Raw genomic sequence first — 14,841 nt, 5'->3', positions numbered from 1 at the left:
CCATGACAATGAACATCACACTCAACAAAAAGCAGGCGATCGCCATAGTCTCCATCGCGGCCGCCGGCATCGTGCTCGCTACCCTCATCCTCGGCACGGGCAATTCCAGCACCGCGCCGCCCACCGCCGCCAAGGTGGAAGCCCATGCTGAAAAGAAAGACGAACACGGCCACGCAGAAGTGGAAGGTAAGCTGGAGCTGAGCACCGCGCAAAGCAAGGCAGCCGGCGTCGTCATCGCCACGGCCGCGTCCGGGCGCATCAAGACGACGGTCGCCCTGCCCGGCGAAATCCGTTTCAACGAAGACCGCACGGCCCACGTCGTGCCGCGCCTGGCCGGCGTGGTGGAAGCCGTGCACGCCGACCTGGGCCAGCTGGTGAAAAAGGGGCAGGTACTGGCCGTCATCGCCAGCACGGAACTGTCGGAACAGCGCAGCGCGCTGCTGTCGGCGCAGCGGCGGCTGTCGCTGGCCCGCTCCACGTATGAGCGCGAAGAAAAGCTGTGGCGCGAAAAAATTTCGGCCGAGCAAGATTACCTGCAGGCCCAGCAAGCGTGGCGTGAGGCGGAAATCGCCGTGCAGAACGCGCAGCAAAAGCTCGGCGCGCTGGGCGCCAGCGGCGCAGCCAAGGGGCCGCTGAACCGCTACGACATCCGCGCGCCGTTCGACGGCATGGTGCTGGAAAAACACATCACCCTGGGCGAAGCCGTCAAGGAAGACGCGAACATCTTCGTCATTTCCGACCTGTCGACGGTATGGGCGGAAATCGCCGTGCCGGCGAAAGACCTGGCCACCGTGCGCATGGGAGGCAAGGCGGAGGTGAAAGCCAGCGCTTTCGACGCCAGCGCGCAAGGCACGATCACCTATGTGGGCGCGCTGCTCGGTGAACAGACGCGCACGGCCAAGGCCCGCATCAGCCTGGCCAATCCCGACATGGCCTGGCGCCCGGGCCTGTTCGTCACGGTGGAAGTGGTGTCCGGCGAAGCGGACGCGCCCGTCACCGTGCAGAGCACGGCCATCCAGACAGTGGAAGACAAGCCCGTCGTCTTCGTGCAGGTGAAGGATGGCTACCAGGCCACGCCCGTGGTGCCGGGGCGCAGCGATGGCAGCTTGACGCACATCAAGCAGGGCCTGGCCGCCGGCACGCCGTACGCGGCGCAAGGCAGTTTTGTCCTGAAGTCCGAGCTGGGCAAGGACTCCGCCGGCCACGAACATTGATCACGTCAAAGCTAAGGAAACCATCATGTTTGAACGCTTGATCCGCTTCGCCATCGACCAGCGCTGGCTGGTGATGCTGGCCGTGGCCGCGATGGCCGGCCTGGGCATCTACAGCTATCAAAAGCTGCCCATCGACGCCGTGCCCGACATCACCAACGTGCAGGTGCAAATCAATACCCAGTCGGCCGGCTACTCGCCGCTGGAAACCGAGCAGCGCGTGACGTTCCCCATCGAGACGGCCATGGCCGGCTTGCCCAACCTGGAACAGACGCGCTCGCTGTCGCGCTATGGCCTGTCGCAAGTGACCGTGATCTTCAAGGATGGCACGGACATCTATTTTGCCCGCCAGATGATCAACGAGCGCTTGCAGGAAGCCAAGGAAAGTTTACCGGCCGGCATCACGCCGAAGATGGGGCCTGTCTCCACGGGCCTCGGCGAAATCTATTTGTGGACGGTGGAAACGGAAAGCGGCGCGAAAAAGCCGGACGGCACGCCCTACACGCCGACGGACTTGCGCGAAATCCAGGACTGGATCATCAAGCCGCAATTGCGCAATGTCACGGGTGTGACGGAAATCAACGCCATCGGCGGTTACGCCAAGCAATACCAGGTGGCGCCGTATCCGGAAAAACTGGCCGCCTACGGCATCAGCCTGCAAGACGTGGTGACGGCGCTCGAGCGCAACAACAGCAACGTGGGCGCCGGCTACATCGAACGGCAAGGCGAGCAGTTGCTGATACGCGCGCCGGGCCAGGTGGCGTCCAAGGATGACATCGGCAACATCGTCGTCGCCAACGTGCAGGGCGTGGCGATCCGCATCCGCGACGTGGCCGACGTGGTGCTGGGGCGCGAGCTGCGCACGGGCGCGGCCACGGAAAACGGCCGCGAAGTGGTGCTCGGCACCGTCTTCATGCTGATCGGGCAGAACAGCCGCGCCGTGTCGCAAGCCGTCGATAAAAAAATGGTGGAAATCAACCGCAGCCTGCCGAAAGGCGTGCACGCCGTCACCGTGTATGACCGCACGGTCCTCGTCGACAAGGCGATCAATACGGTGAAGAAAAACCTGCTCGAAGGCGCGGTATTGGTGATCGCCATCCTGTTCCTGTTCCTCGGCAATATCCGCGCGGCCGTCATCACGGCCATGGTGATACCGCTGGCCATGCTGTTCACGTTTACGGGCATGGTGCAATACCATGTGAGCGCCAACCTGATGAGTCTGGGGGCGCTCGATTTCGGCATCATCATCGATGGCGCCGTGGTGATCGTGGAAAACTGCGTGCGCCGCCTGGCCCATGCGCAGCAAAAGCTCGGGCGGCCGCTGACCTTGCAGGAACGTTTTCATGAAGTGTTTGCGGCATCGCAAGAAGCGCGCCGGCCCTTGCTGTATGGTCAGCTGATCATCATGGTCGTCTACCTGCCCATCTTCGCGCTGACGGGCGTGGAAGGGCGCATGTTTACGCCGATGGCCCTGACGGTGGTGATTGCCTTGCTGGGCGCCATGCTGCTGTCGATCACCTTCATTCCGGCCGCCGTGGCGCTGTTTATCGGCGACAAGGTGGCGGAAAAGGAAAACGCCATCATGCGCGCCGCCAAGCGCTGGTATGCGCCGCTGCTGGACCAGGTGATGCGCAACACGCCCGTCGTGCTGACGGGCGCGGCGGTGGCCGTCGTGCTGTCGGGCTTGCTGGCCACGCGCATGGGCAGCGAATTCGTGCCCAGCCTGAACGAGGGCGACATCGCCATCCAGTCCTTGCGCATCCCCGGCACCAGCTTGACGCAATCGCTGGCCATGCAGCAGCAGCTGGAAAGCAAGCTGATGGCAAACCACAAGGAAATCGCGCGCGTGTTCGCCCGCACGGGAACGGCCGAGATCGCCTCTGACCCGATGCCGCCGAATATTTCCGACGGCTACATCATGTTGAAACCCCGCAGCGAGTGGCCGGAACCGACAAAGTCGCGCGAGCAATTGCTGGCGGAAATCGAAGCGACGGCCACCAGTTTGCCGGGCAACAACTACGAGTTTTCGCAACCGATCCAGCTGCGCTTCAATGAACTGATTTCCGGTGTGCGCAGCGACGTGGCCGTGAAACTGTTCGGCGACGACATGGCCGTCCTCGACAGCACGGCAGCGAAGATCGCGGGCGTGCTGGGCAAGATACCGGGCGCAACAGAGGTGAAAGTCGAACAGACGACGGGGTTGCCGATGCTGACGGTGCAGATCGACCGCGAGCAGACGGCCCGCTATGGCTTGAATATTGCCGACGTGCAAGCGGCGATCGCCACGGCCATCGGCGGGCAAGAGGCGGGCACGCTGTTCCAGGGCGACCGCCGCTTCGACATCGTCGTGCGCCTGCCCGACAGCCTGCGCAGCGACCTGGAGCAACTCAAACGCCTGCCCATCGCCCTGCCCCTGGGCGCGGCGGCGGAAGGCCGCGCCCGCTTCATCCCGCTCGGCGAAGTGGCCAGCCTGCAAGTGGCGCCGGGGCCGAACCAGATCAGCCGCGAAGACGGCAAGCGCCGCATCGTCATCAGCGCCAACGTGCGCGGGCGCGATATCGGCTCGTTCGTGGCCGACGCCACGCGGCAGCTGCAAGCGCAGGTGGCCATTCCGGCCGGCTACTGGACCAGCTGGGGCGGCCAGTTCGAGCAATTGCAGTCGGCCACGAAACGCCTGGAACTGGTGGTGCCCGTGGCCCTGGCCCTCGTGTTTGTGTTGCTGTTCGCCATGTTCGGCAACGTGAAGGATGGGCTGTTGGTCTTCAGCGGCATCCCGTTCGCCTTGACGGGCGGCATCGTCGCCCTGTGGCTGCGCGACATCCCCATGTCGATCTCGGCGGCCGTGGGCTTCATCGCCCTGTCCGGCGTGGCCGTGCTCAACGGCCTGGTGATGATCGCCTACATCCGCCAGCTGCGCGAACAGGGCATGCCCTTGCAGGATGCGATACGCGAGGGAGCGATCACGCGTTTGCGGCCCGTCTTGATGACGGCGCTGGTGGCCTCGCTGGGCTTCGTGCCGATGGCCATTGCCACGGGTACGGGCGCCGAAGTGCAGCGCCCGCTGGCCACCGTGGTGATCGGCGGCATTTTGTCGTCGACGGCCCTGACGCTGCTGGTGCTGCCATTGCTGTACCGGCTGGCGTATGCCGTAAGAGGCAGGCCGGATTAGCGGGGGCCGCCGAGGTCGCAAGCGCGTAATCCGACGCATTGTCGACGCTGGTGGCAACGTCGGATGACGGCCTTTCAGGCCTGATCCGACCTACCTGGCTGCTGTACCGGCTGGCGTACCGCAGGCAAGAAAAGGTAGAGGAGGATGTAGGTCGGATTAGCGTGGCCGAAGGACACGCGTAATCCGACACGTTGTGCAGCTTACGGCCGGCGGTAGCCGCCTTCGATCCAGTTCGCCGCCGACGTGGCGTTGAACTTGAAGGCGGCCGAGGTGCGTACCTTGGCGATCTGTTCGCCGTCGGCGTCGTAGGCGCTCAGTTCCGCGTATGGATGGTCTTCGTCGGGCACGATGTCGAACATGACCTTGATCTGCCCCTCGTCGGTGGCGACGAACACATTCTTGTGCAATTGCGCATGCAGCTGCTGCTCGTGGCGGCGCAGCACCTCGGACGCCGTCTTCACCAGCGTGTTAAACGCGTTGACGTCGAGCGGCTTCGGGTTTTTCTTGTCGCGGCCCATGGTCCACGGGCCCACCAGGGCCGGCTCCGGCTCGCCATCCTTGATCATGGCCACGGCCCAGCCTTCATCTTCCTCGTTCTTGATCACGCGCGCCGTCCAGCCGTTGCCTACCCACAGGCGCGGTTCCTGGATCGGGGCGTCGTTGTCCTGCTCGGTGGATTCGTCGGAAAAATCGGGGAAATCGGTACTCATGGCGGTGCTCGTGATGGAAGGTCGGGGCTAGCATGATAGTCGAAATCGACCGCCCGTGCCGCCCGGACGGGGCCGGCGGCACGTCCACCGCCTGCCTGCCACGTACGCAGCAGGCAGGCGCAGCCAAGCCAGCGCCGCGCGCTTGCACAACTGCGCCCGCCTGCCCGTCAGCACATGGACATGGTGGGCCGGCCGGGCCAGGTCAATGGCGGGCCGGGCGGTACCCAGCGCGGGTCGATCGCAGGCAACGGAGCGTGGTAGTTGAACGGGTTGATGATGATCGGCGGGATCGCCGATGGCGCACCGACGGGTTCGGCGCAAGACTGCGTGGCGCTACGCTGGCGCGTGATGCGATGGTCAGGGGGGGATAGCGATTGATCCCCGGTATCTGCAAACAAAAGCATGTTGCCCTCCTTGCGCGACTGAGGTATTCAGTATAGGTCGGCTTGCGCGCATTACAAGAAAAGAAATCTTGTTAAAAACCAGCCTTTTCGCCCGCCGCGCGCCGTCCATGCCGCCAATATGACCGCCTGTCGCACGCCGCTGGCCACGGCGCTGGCCGTCCCCTACAGTGTGAACATGTTCCACCCCGTCACCACCACACAGAGGCCCATCATGAAAAAAATACTCGCGTTCGCCCTTATCGTCGTCCTGGCCTGCCTGTTCCTCGACAAGGTCGGTTCCAGCGACATGGTGATGCACATCGATGGCGATGACATCGACGGCCCGCTCGGTGCCCTGTTCGCGCTGGTGTTTGCCAGTGGCGGCCTGCTGCTGGCTGCCGTGGCGCTCGTCTGCGCCGCCGTCGTCGCGGGCGTGGTGCTCGCTGGCGTGGGCCTGTTCCTGGTGGCGGCCGTGGCGGCCTGCATGGTGCTGGCCCTGGCCTTGACGGCGCCCGTGCTGCTGCCGCTGCTCATTCCCGTCGCCATCGTCTGGCTGCTGGTCAGCCGCAGCCGCAAGCAGCAGGCGCGCCAGCACAGCCTGTAATCACTGTGCCATGAACTTGCTGAGCACGCCATCGCCGCCGCCGTCATTCTGCTCGATACGGTTGCGCCCGCCCCGCTTGGCGCGGTACAGCGCCTCGTCGGCGCGCGCCAGCACGGCGTCGCAATCGGCATCCGTGCCGGCCATGGCCGCCATGCCGATGCTGACCGTAATCGTGATCGTGACCAGGATGCCGCCCTCGACCGTCAGCGCACTTTCCGCCACGCGCCTGCGCAGCCGCTCGGCAAACACGGCGGCCGCCGCCAGGTCGGTACCGGGCAGCAGGATGGCAAACTCTTCCCCGCCCACGCGGCCCGGCACGTCGACCTTGCGCAGTTCCTGGCACATCAGCGCCCCCAGGTGGCGCAGCACGGCATCGCCCACGGCGTGGCCATGCTCGTCGTTGACGCGCTTGAAGTGATCGATATCGAGCATCAGCACGGTGGCGCAGCTGGCCAGTTCGCGCTGCAGGCGCGCATGCTCATTTTCCAGCGCCGCCATGAACTGGCGCCGGTTCGGCAAGCCCGTCAGGAAGTCCGTGGTGGCCAGCTGCAGCAGTTCCGCATTCATGCGCTTGCGCTCGGTAATGTCGAGCGATGACACCATGACAAAGTCCAGGCTGTCCGCATGGCCCGGCATCACCAGCAAGCTCAGTTCGTTCTGCCGCGCCGCGCCGTCAAGCCGCACGAAGCTGCTTTCGCACTCGTACAGGTGGGCGCCGCCGGCCAGCGCCAGCAAGGCATCGCCAAAGCGGGGCAAGGCGCTGTCGTCGAAATTCTGCGCCAGTCCCAGCGCGCCGCGCCGCTGGTCCTCTTCGTTGGCGCGTACCTGCGCCAGCGCCGCGCCATTCGCGTCGATGATACGCACCAGTCCCGCCAGGCGCTTGAGCTCGCCAGGATGCTCCTGCAGATAGGTGTCAAGCTCGCCCGTGCCCGATGCGGCGAGCGCATCGAGCGCGGCGCGCACGGCCGACCAGTCCTGTTCCCACAGGGCCACGGGGGCATGGTCGTACAGGCTGCGGAAGCGCGCTTCGCCCGCACGCAGCGCCAGCGCCACCTGCGCCTGCTCGATGGCCATGCCCGCCAGGTGGGCCGCCTCGCCCAGCCGCGCCAGGTGTCCCGCGCCGGGCAGCATCGGTTCGCGGTGATAGGCCATCAGCACGCCGAGCAGCTTGCCCGAGCCGCCACGCACGGGCTCTGCCCAGCACGATTGCAGCTGGGCCCGCCATGCCAGTTCCATCGTGCCCTGCGTCCCGGCATCGGCATGCAAGTCCGCCACGATCACGCGCTGGCCGCTCCGCACGGCTTGCGCGGCGATGCCGTGCACGCCCTGCAAGGTACTGAGGTCGTGGCCATGGCTGGACAGGTTGAAGAACGCGGGCAGGCTGGGCGCCGCCCCCAGCACCAGCCGGTTGCGGCTCTCGTCGAGCAGCAGGATGCTGCATAACATGGCCGGATGGTCGGCCTGCACGGCCAGCACCACGCTTTCCAGCACCCGCTCCAGCGGCGCGCCCGTGGCCAGCATTTCCAGCACTTGCCGCCGCGTATGTTCGCGCCGCTCCACCTGGCTGCGCTCGCTGATATCGCGGAAAGTCCACAGCCGCGCCTGCTCATTGCCCAGCTGCATGCTGCGGATGTATTGCTCGATCACCCGCCCGTCGCGCAGGTGCAGCACATCGCGCCGCTCGCGGTGGCCTTGCGGCGCGCGCGCGCGGGCCTGCAGGAAGGGCACGGCCTGCTCCAGCTGGCTCTCCACATGGCGTACCAGCGCGTCGCCATCGGCTTGCCAGTCGAGCGCATCGGGCACCTGCCACAAGTCGCGGAAACGCCGGTTCGACGTGAAGATGCGGCCATCCACATTGTCGACCAGGATGCCGTCGATGGTCGAGTCGAGTATGTTGCGCAGCATGGCCTGGCTGCGCTGCGCCGCCTCGGCCATGGCCAGCACGCTGGCCTGCCCCTGTTCCAGCTGGCCCGCCAGTTCGCTGGCGCGCGCCAGCGCCCCCTGCGCGCGCGCGCGGCTGGCGGCCAGCAGCCAGGCGGCCAGCGCCAGCGCCAGGCTGACCAGGACGCCCGTCCAGGCCACGGCCCGCGGCCGTTCCAGCGTGTCGCCGTCGAAACCGGGCATGGCGCGCACGCGCAAGGTCCAGGCATGGCCGGCGATCGTCAACGCCTGCCGCGACGCCAGCGTGGCCGAGGCCAAGGCCGAGCGCGTCCCCGGCATGCTGTCGTACATCAGCGCGGCCTCGTTCAGCTGCGCGCCATCGTAGATTTCCAGGTCCAGCTGGCGCGACGCCTCGCCCCCCACGCCAGCCATCAGGTCGCCCATGCGGAACGGCGCGAAGACCCAGGCGCGCAGCGCGGCGCGGCGCTGTTCCACGCTGGCATGCACCAGGCCATTGTCATACACGGGCAGGACGATCAGGAAGCCATGCGCATCGCCATTGCCGCGATCCTGCACCAGGTGGATCTTGCCCGTCATGACAGCGAGCCCCGTGTCGCGCGCCTGCTCCAGCGCCGCGCGGCGCACCGGCTCGGACAGGATATCGTAGCCGAAGGCCAGCAGGTTGCTGTCGCTCAAGGGTTCCAGGTAAGTGATGGGGGCGTGCCAGGCGCGCTGGCCGGGCGGGCGGATGGCATAGCCGGGATAGCCCTCCATGCGTACCTGTGCCTCGTGCCGCGCGCGCGCCGCGCCCGACACCAGCGGCAGATAACCGACGCCATGGATGCCGGGAAAATGACGGTCCACCTGCTGCTGCGCCAGGTAGGCATGGAACTCGGCGCGCGTGACATCCTGCGAACTCGCATACAGGCCCTGCACGCCGTGCAACACCTGGATATACGTCTGCATGCGGCCGACGATGCTGCCCACCAGTTCGCGCACGCGGAAATCAAAATCGGCCTGGACCTGCTGCTCGCTCACATCGTTGGCATTGCGCCAGGCGCCATATGTCAGCCCCAGGCACAGCGCCAGCACCAGCGCGGCAAACAGGCGCGGCCCCACCCAGTCCGACACTGGCTTGGCAAGAAACAACGGAGCTGCGCGTTTGTTCATGGCTGGCTGAAAAGCTGATCGGGCATCTGACCACCGCAAGTCACGCACCAGGCTGGCAGCGGGCTAAAGCATCTACCATCAGTAGCAGATATGAATGATAGTACGTTACAGCAGGCGGGCTTGCAATGCTGTATTTTGTGTTAAAAAGACCACACATTACGGAGCTGCAACGGAGTTTTCCCGGCATAAAGTCGACGCGTACGTAACTGATAATGATTCTCATTTATAATTGTCTCCCCAGCTCTCTTCCGCGCCCGCCCATGCCTTCCTCCCGTGACACTTCCTGGCACCTACCGCTGACCACGCCCAGACTGGCGCTCAGTGCGGGCACCCTGTCTTTCCCCGAGCCGGCGCACGGCGTCGAGCACAATGAGGCAGGGCTGAAACTGGTGCTGGTCCTGGGCGGGCAACTTGACTATCAACTGCAAAGCGGCGGCGCCGTGCATGTCGAAGGCCCGGCCTTCCACATCAGCCTGAGCGAAACGCCATTCGTCGTCAGCCACCGCTATGCCGCGCGGCAACCGCTGCAGTACCTGAGCGTGCGCATGCCGATGGCGGCCCTGCACGACACCTTCGGCGCCGAACTGGACGCGCTGGCACGGCGCATCGCGCCGGCCACGCGGCACGCCATGGCGACGGCGAACGGGCGCGCCGGCAAGACGCTGCAGGCGCTGGGCAGGCAAATCATGCTGTGCCCGTTGTCCGGTCCGCTGCGCCAGCTGTATTTGTCGGGCAAGGCGCTGGAACTGACGGCCGCTGTGATGGACGGCCTGGCCGGCACGTGCGCGCCGGCCGAGGCGGCGCCAGGCACGCGCCAGCTGCGCTGCCTGCAGCAGGCGCGCGACATCCTGCTGCAGCGGCTGCACGCACCGCCTACCTTGCCGGAACTGGCGCGCCTGGCCGGCACCAACGCCAGCACCCTGAGCCTGGGCTTTCGCCAGCTGTTCGGCACCAGCGTCTTCGCCTACGTGCGCCAGCAGCGGCTGGAACTGGCCTACCGCATGCTCGCGTCCGGCAACATCAGCGTGGCCGACGCGGCGCACGCCTGCGGCTATACGGATTCGCATTTCAGCAAGGTGTTCCGGCAGCGCTACGGCGTTTCCCCCAGCGGCCTGCGCTGCGCCTGACGCAATACCCGCAATCGCCAGAAAAACAGCGGCAATCCTTAACGCCCTGGCGCCCGCCTTCCTTACCATATTGAGATTGATTCTCAATACGAAAGGTCCGGTTTTTCATGGCAATGTCTTCACTCCCCCCACGCGGCGTCCGCTGGCCCCGGCATACCCTGCATCTCATGGCCGCCCTCGGCTGCAGCCATCTGGCGCAGGCGGCCGATGCGCCGCCACCCGAGGCCAGCCTGCCCGTCATCGCCGTCACGGCCACGCGCGAAGCGGGCGCCAGCATGGGCAAGACGGGCGCGGCGCTGAAGGAAACGCCGCAGTCGCTGAGCATCATCAGCCAGGAACGCATGCAGGAGCAACACCTGCGCACGCTGGACGAGGTGCTGCAGCAAGCGCCAGGCACCACGGTACAGCCGTTCCAGCTGCTGACCACGGCCTACTATGCGCGCGGCTTCAAGATCGATTCCTTCGAACAGGATGGCGTGCCCGTACTGATGGGCAGCATGGCCAGTCCGCAACAGGACATGGCGATGCTGGAGCGCGTGGAAATCCTGCGCGGCGCGAATGGCTTGCTGCACGGCAGCGGTAACCCGGCCGCCACCATCAACCTGGTGGCCAAGCGGCCGCAAAAGGCCTATGCCGCGCAGGGCGCGCTGTCGGCCGGCAGCTGGCACCGGCACCGGGGCGAAGCCGACATCGGCGGCCCCCTGAACGCCGCCGCCACGCTGCGCGCGCGCGTTGTCGCCACGCACGAGGAACGGGGCTTTTTCTATGACGTGGCGCAGCAGAACAGCAGCAACCTGTATGCCGTGGCCGAGCTGGACCTGGCGCCGGGCAGCACGCTCAGCCTGGGTGCGCAGAAACAGCGCATCCGTTCCATCACCAATATGGCGGGCGTGCCCCGCTATGCGGATGGCGGCGATATCGGCCTGCCCCGTTCCACCTATCTCGATGCGGCCTGGGACCAGTTCGACTGGGATACCCAGCGCGTCTTCGCCAGCCTGGAACAGCATTTTGCCAACGGCTGGCAAGCCAGGGTGCAGGCCAATCACCTGTCCGGCGACTCTTTCCTGAAATACGCGGGCGCGTATGGCGCCGCGCGCCGCGACCGGCGCCCGTCGTCCAGCGTGATGGGCGCCGCCTACCGCTTCGACAATGGCCAGAACAGCGTGGACGCCTACGCCAGCGGCCCCTTCCGCCTGGGCGGACGCCAGCATGAATTGTTAATGGGCGCCAATGTCCAGCACACGTCCAGCGAGCAGTTCTCGGCCAGCTTCCTGCCGCCGCCGACGGGGACGGTCGACATCTTCCACTGGAACCCCTACGCGCTGGCGCAGCCGGCCACCAGTGCCTATGCCTCGCGCGGCCCGGCCAAGGTCAGCCAGTGGGGCGCCTATGCCATGGGGCGCTTCCAGGTGAGCGACGCGCTGACGGCCATCGCGGGCGCGCGCCTGAGCCGCTGGAAACAGGAAACGCGCACGGCGCGCGTGGAGCCGGACACCCAGTTGACGCCGTACGGCGGCCTGGTCTACGCCCTGTCGCCGCAATGGTCGGGCTATGGCAGCTACACGCAAGTGTTCCAGCCGCAAAGCCAGACCACCTTCGACGGCAAGACGCTCGATCCCGTCACGGGCAACAATCTGGAGGCGGGGATCAAGGGCGCACTGGCAAATGGCAAGCTCGACGTTTCCCTGGCCGTGTACCAGATCCGCCAGAACAAGCGGGCCCAGGAAGACCCGAATTTCCCCTGCGCGGGCAACGTCTGCTACTACATCGCCGGCGGCGAGGTGCAAAGCCGGGGCCTGGAAGCGGAAGCGAACGGCCAGCTCACGCCCGGCCTGAACCTGTCCGCCAGCTACAGCTACAACACGACGCGCTACCTGAAGGACGCCGAAGCGCAGGGCCAGCCGTTTGCCAGCTTCGCGCCCGCCCACATCCTGCGCGCGTGGGCCAACGCCACCCTGCCGTGGGCCGGACGCCGCCTGAGCGCCGGACTCGGCCTGCAGGCGCAAAGCCACTACAGCGTGACATCGGGCGGCGTGACCCTGCGCCAGGGCGGCTATGCGCTGGCCAATGCCCGCCTGGCCTGGCGCATCGACCGCCACTTCACGGCCGCGCTCAACCTGAACAACCTGTTCGACAAACACTATTACCAGAGCCTGTCCGGCACGGCCTGGAACAACCGCTATGGCGAGCCGCGCAGCGTGATGCTGTCCGTGCGCGCCCAATATTGAGGCTTGCCATGACCGACGATACCTTCACCCTGTTCCCGCTCGACGGCCACCTGCTGGCCCTGCACGCCGGTGCGCAGGCCCTGGCCATGCCCTACCACGCGCGCGGCAAGAGCCGCGCCGACTGGATCATCGGCGTCAGGCACGTCAGCGACGCCCAGTCCGTGCATGGCGACCATTGGGAGCGCCATCCGCGCGGCGATGAAACACTGAGCCTGCTCGAAGGCAGCATCGAGCTGGTGCTGCAGGCCGACGACGGCGCGGAACGCCGCGTCGCCCTGCAGGCGGGGCAGGCCTGCATCGTGGCGCGCGGCACCTGGCACCGGCTGCACGTGCATGTTCCAGGACGCCTGCTGTTCATCACGCCCAGCATCGGCAGCGAACACCGCAAAGTGGGCGGTGCCGCATGAGGCCGGCGCTGCGGCGGGCACACCTGTGGTTGATGGTGGCGGCCCTGTACTTCACGCAGGGCGTGCCGCTGGGGCTGGCCATGGAAGCGCTGCCGGCCATGCTGCGCCGCGACGGCGCGCCGCTCGACGTCCTGGCCTTCTTGCCGCTGGTGGGCTTGCCCTGGGTACTGAAATTTCTCTGGGCGGCACAGGTCGACAACCGCTGGCATGCTCGCCTGGGCCGGCGCCGCAGCTGGCTGCTGCCGATGCAGGCGCTGGCCACCGCCTGCCTGCTGGGCGCTGCCCTGCTGGGGCTGTCGGCAGCCAGCGCGCCGCTGATCGTCGCCCTGGCGGCGCTGGGTTCGCTGGCCAGCGCCACGCAGGATATCGCCACCGACGGCCTGCTGGCCGAACGCTTCGAGGGCGCCGCGCTGGGCCGCGCCAACGCCTTGCAGGTGGGCGGCACCATGGTGGGATTCTTTACGGGCGGTTCCGGGGTGTTGATGCTGTCGGGTATGTTCGGCCAAGGCGTGGCGCTGCTGGCGCTGGCAGCCATCAGCGCCGGCAGCCTGGCGCTCGTCGTGCTGTGGCAGGAGAGCCCGCTCGCGGCCACGCCCACCGCATCGGCGCCGCGCCGCGCCAGCTTGCGCGGTTTTATCGGCCGCCCTGGTGCGCCTGCGCTGCTGGGCATCGCCTTTTTGTCGTCGATGACGGCCGTGGCCGGCTATGGCCTGTCGAAGCTGCTGCTGGTCGACGCCGGCTGGCCGCTGGACGAGGTCGGCAAGGTGGGCATGGCCGGCGGCATGATCACCGTGCTGCTGGGCTGCGGCGGCGGCGCCTGGCTGATCGGCCGCCATGGCCCGCAGCGCATCTTCCTGCTCGGCCTAGGCGCCTCGGCTGGCGCTGCCGGCCTGTGGCTGTGGCTCGCAGCCATGTCCGCGCCCCTGCCGTCCGGCCTGGTCTGGCTGGCGACGGCGCTCGGCTGCTTTGGCGCCGGCTGCGCTTCGGTCTCCATGCTGACCATGGCCATGCAGTTTGCGCGCCGGAACGGCCAGGCGGGCACGGACATGACGGCCGTGCAAAGCATGCGCGACGGCGGCGAAGTCCTCACTTCGTCCACCTTGACGGGCGTGACGGCCACCGCCGGCTATGGCGGCAGTTTCATGCTAGGCATCGCCTGCGCGCTGCTGGCCATGTGGCTGGCGCGCCCGTTGGCGCAGCAAGGCCAGCGGGCCTGAGCACGCTGCTGTACAGTATTGGCGATTGCAGACACAGGAGCATCGCTTGTACGACGACCGCTGGCAGGGAAGCTTATGGCTGGCGCCGGACTTTGCCATTTTGTATGGCGCGGCCGGCGCCACGGACAGCCACGCCCATTACGCGCACCAGTTGATGCTGAGCACGGGCGCAGCCTTCACGGTCCGGCTCGACGGCATCGTCCACACGGCGCGGCACTTGCTGATCGACAGCCTGCGCCCGCACGCCATCGTGGCCGCGCCGGCGCCCATGCTGACCATCTATGCGGAACCGCAACGCCTGAGCGCTGCGGCCCTGCTGGCGGCAACTGGCGGCGCAGGCGCTCCCGGCGTGGACGCCATCGCCGCCGCGCTGCTGGCACAGCCGCGCGAGATCCTGGCCGACGCGCGCGTGCAGCGGGCGCTGGACCAGGTCGATGTGCTGCTGTCGGGCAAGGTCAGCGCGGCGGCCGTGGCCGGGGCCGCGCATCTGTCGCTGAGCCAGCTGGAACGCCTGTTCAGCGCGCAGCTGGGCTTGCCCGTGCGGCGGCTGGTGCTATGGCGCCGCTTGCGCCTGGCCATCCGTTTCATCTTGCTCGGCAGCACGCTGACAGAGGCGGCCCACGGCGCCGGTTTTGCCGATGCCGCGCATTTTTCGCGCACCATGCGCAGCCTGTTCGGCGTGCGCGCCGACCGCAGCTTGCGCCAGCTCAAGGTCACGCTGCTCGATTAAGGGT

At 66.9% G+C, this 14,841-nt stretch carries 10 protein-coding genes; 8 read left to right on the top strand and 2 right to left on the bottom strand.

Annotated elements, in window-relative coordinates; genetic code table 11:
• Nucleotides 1-8 precede the first annotated feature (8 nt).
• Together AC3RCJ_RS04450 and AC3RCJ_RS04445 are read left to right on the top strand one after the other, a co-directional pair.
• Nucleotides 9-1,214, top strand: a complete 1,206-nt coding sequence (locus tag AC3RCJ_RS04450) for an efflux RND transporter periplasmic adaptor subunit (protein ID WP_492961864.1) — start codon at nt 9-11, stop codon at nt 1,212-1,214.
• A 25-nt stretch (nt 1,215-1,239) separates the two neighbouring features.
• Nucleotides 1,240-4,380 carry an efflux RND transporter permease subunit gene (locus AC3RCJ_RS04445; RefSeq protein WP_492961862.1) on the top strand — a complete coding sequence of 1,047 codons (3,141 nt, stop codon included), beginning with the start codon at nt 1,240-1,242 and terminating at the stop codon, nt 4,378-4,380.
• Nucleotides 4,381-4,580: 200 nt separating this feature from the next.
• Here the strand turns inward: AC3RCJ_RS04445 and AC3RCJ_RS04440 are convergent, their stop codons facing one another.
• Nucleotides 4,581-5,090: a hypothetical protein gene (locus tag AC3RCJ_RS04440; protein ID WP_492961860.1), complete on the bottom strand. Its 510-nt coding sequence runs from the start codon at nt 5,088-5,090 to the stop codon at nt 4,581-4,583.
• A gap of 522 nt (nt 5,091-5,612) precedes the next feature.
• Here AC3RCJ_RS04440 and AC3RCJ_RS04435 point away from each other — a divergent pair.
• Nucleotides 5,613-6,077 carry a hypothetical protein gene (locus tag AC3RCJ_RS04435; protein ID WP_492965274.1) on the top strand — a complete coding sequence of 155 codons (465 nt, stop codon included), beginning with the start codon at nt 5,613-5,615 and terminating at the stop codon, nt 6,075-6,077.
• On the opposite strand, the gene AC3RCJ_RS04430 is transcribed toward AC3RCJ_RS04435, so the two are convergent.
• On the bottom strand, nt 6,078-9,128 hold the full coding sequence (locus AC3RCJ_RS04430; protein WP_492965273.1) for a sensor domain-containing diguanylate cyclase: 3,051 nt from the start codon (nt 9,126-9,128) through the stop codon (nt 6,078-6,080).
• Nucleotides 9,129-9,388: 260 nt separating this feature from the next.
• Here AC3RCJ_RS04430 and AC3RCJ_RS04425 point away from each other — a divergent pair, with 260 nt between their 5' ends.
• From AC3RCJ_RS04425 to AC3RCJ_RS04405, 5 genes are all read left to right on the top strand, one after another.
• The gene (locus AC3RCJ_RS04425; protein ID WP_492964782.1) at nt 9,389-10,255 is read left to right on the top strand and encodes a helix-turn-helix transcriptional regulator; all 867 of its coding nucleotides are present in this window, start codon (nt 9,389-9,391) and stop codon (nt 10,253-10,255) included.
• 167 nt (nt 10,256-10,422) lie between these two features.
• On the top strand, nt 10,423-12,483 hold the full coding sequence (locus AC3RCJ_RS04420) for a TonB-dependent siderophore receptor (RefSeq protein WP_492964780.1): 2,061 nt from the start codon (nt 10,423-10,425) through the stop codon (nt 12,481-12,483).
• An 8-nt stretch (nt 12,484-12,491) separates the two neighbouring features.
• Nucleotides 12,492-12,890: a cupin domain-containing protein gene (locus AC3RCJ_RS04415; protein ID WP_492964778.1), complete on the top strand. Its 399-nt coding sequence runs from the start codon at nt 12,492-12,494 to the stop codon at nt 12,888-12,890.
• Nucleotides 12,887-14,107 (top strand): RhtX/FptX family siderophore transporter, encoded by a 1,221-nt coding sequence (locus AC3RCJ_RS04410; RefSeq protein WP_492964776.1) that lies wholly within the window; start codon nt 12,887-12,889, stop codon nt 14,105-14,107. Before AC3RCJ_RS04415 ends, AC3RCJ_RS04410 begins: the two co-directional genes overlap by 4 nt.
• Before the next feature lie 46 nt (nt 14,108-14,153).
• Complete coding sequence (locus AC3RCJ_RS04405; protein ID WP_492964774.1) at nt 14,154-14,837, top strand: helix-turn-helix domain-containing protein; 684 nt, start codon at nt 14,154-14,156, stop codon at nt 14,835-14,837.
• Nucleotides 14,838-14,841: the final 4 nt, after the last annotated feature.

Source organism: Janthinobacterium sp. GW822-FHT07H11 (genome assembly GCF_058798615.1).
This window is presented reverse-complemented; position numbering and strand designations above follow the sequence as displayed.

What these genes read in the sequence shown, in the direction of transcription:
- AC3RCJ_RS04450 (WP_492961864.1), top strand. Translation starts at nt 9, where the DNA reads ATGAACATCACACTCAACAAAAAGCAGGCGATCGCCATAGTCTCCATC.
- AC3RCJ_RS04445 (WP_492961862.1), top strand. Translation starts at nt 1,240, where the DNA reads ATGTTTGAACGCTTGATCCGCTTCGCCATCGACCAGCGCTGGCTGGTG.
- AC3RCJ_RS04440 (WP_492961860.1), bottom strand. Translation starts at nt 5,090, where the DNA reads ATGAGTACCGATTTCCCCGATTTTTCCGACGAATCCACCGAGCAGGAC.
- AC3RCJ_RS04435 (WP_492965274.1), top strand. Translation starts at nt 5,613, where the DNA reads ATGACCGCCTGTCGCACGCCGCTGGCCACGGCGCTGGCCGTCCCCTAC.
- AC3RCJ_RS04430 (WP_492965273.1), bottom strand. Translation starts at nt 9,128, where the DNA reads ATGAACAAACGCGCAGCTCCGTTGTTTCTTGCCAAGCCAGTGTCGGAC.
- AC3RCJ_RS04425 (WP_492964782.1), top strand. Translation starts at nt 9,389, where the DNA reads ATGCCTTCCTCCCGTGACACTTCCTGGCACCTACCGCTGACCACGCCC.
- AC3RCJ_RS04420 (WP_492964780.1), top strand. Translation starts at nt 10,423, where the DNA reads ATGGCCGCCCTCGGCTGCAGCCATCTGGCGCAGGCGGCCGATGCGCCG.
- AC3RCJ_RS04415 (WP_492964778.1), top strand. Translation starts at nt 12,492, where the DNA reads ATGACCGACGATACCTTCACCCTGTTCCCGCTCGACGGCCACCTGCTG.
- AC3RCJ_RS04410 (WP_492964776.1), top strand. Translation starts at nt 12,887, where the DNA reads ATGAGGCCGGCGCTGCGGCGGGCACACCTGTGGTTGATGGTGGCGGCC.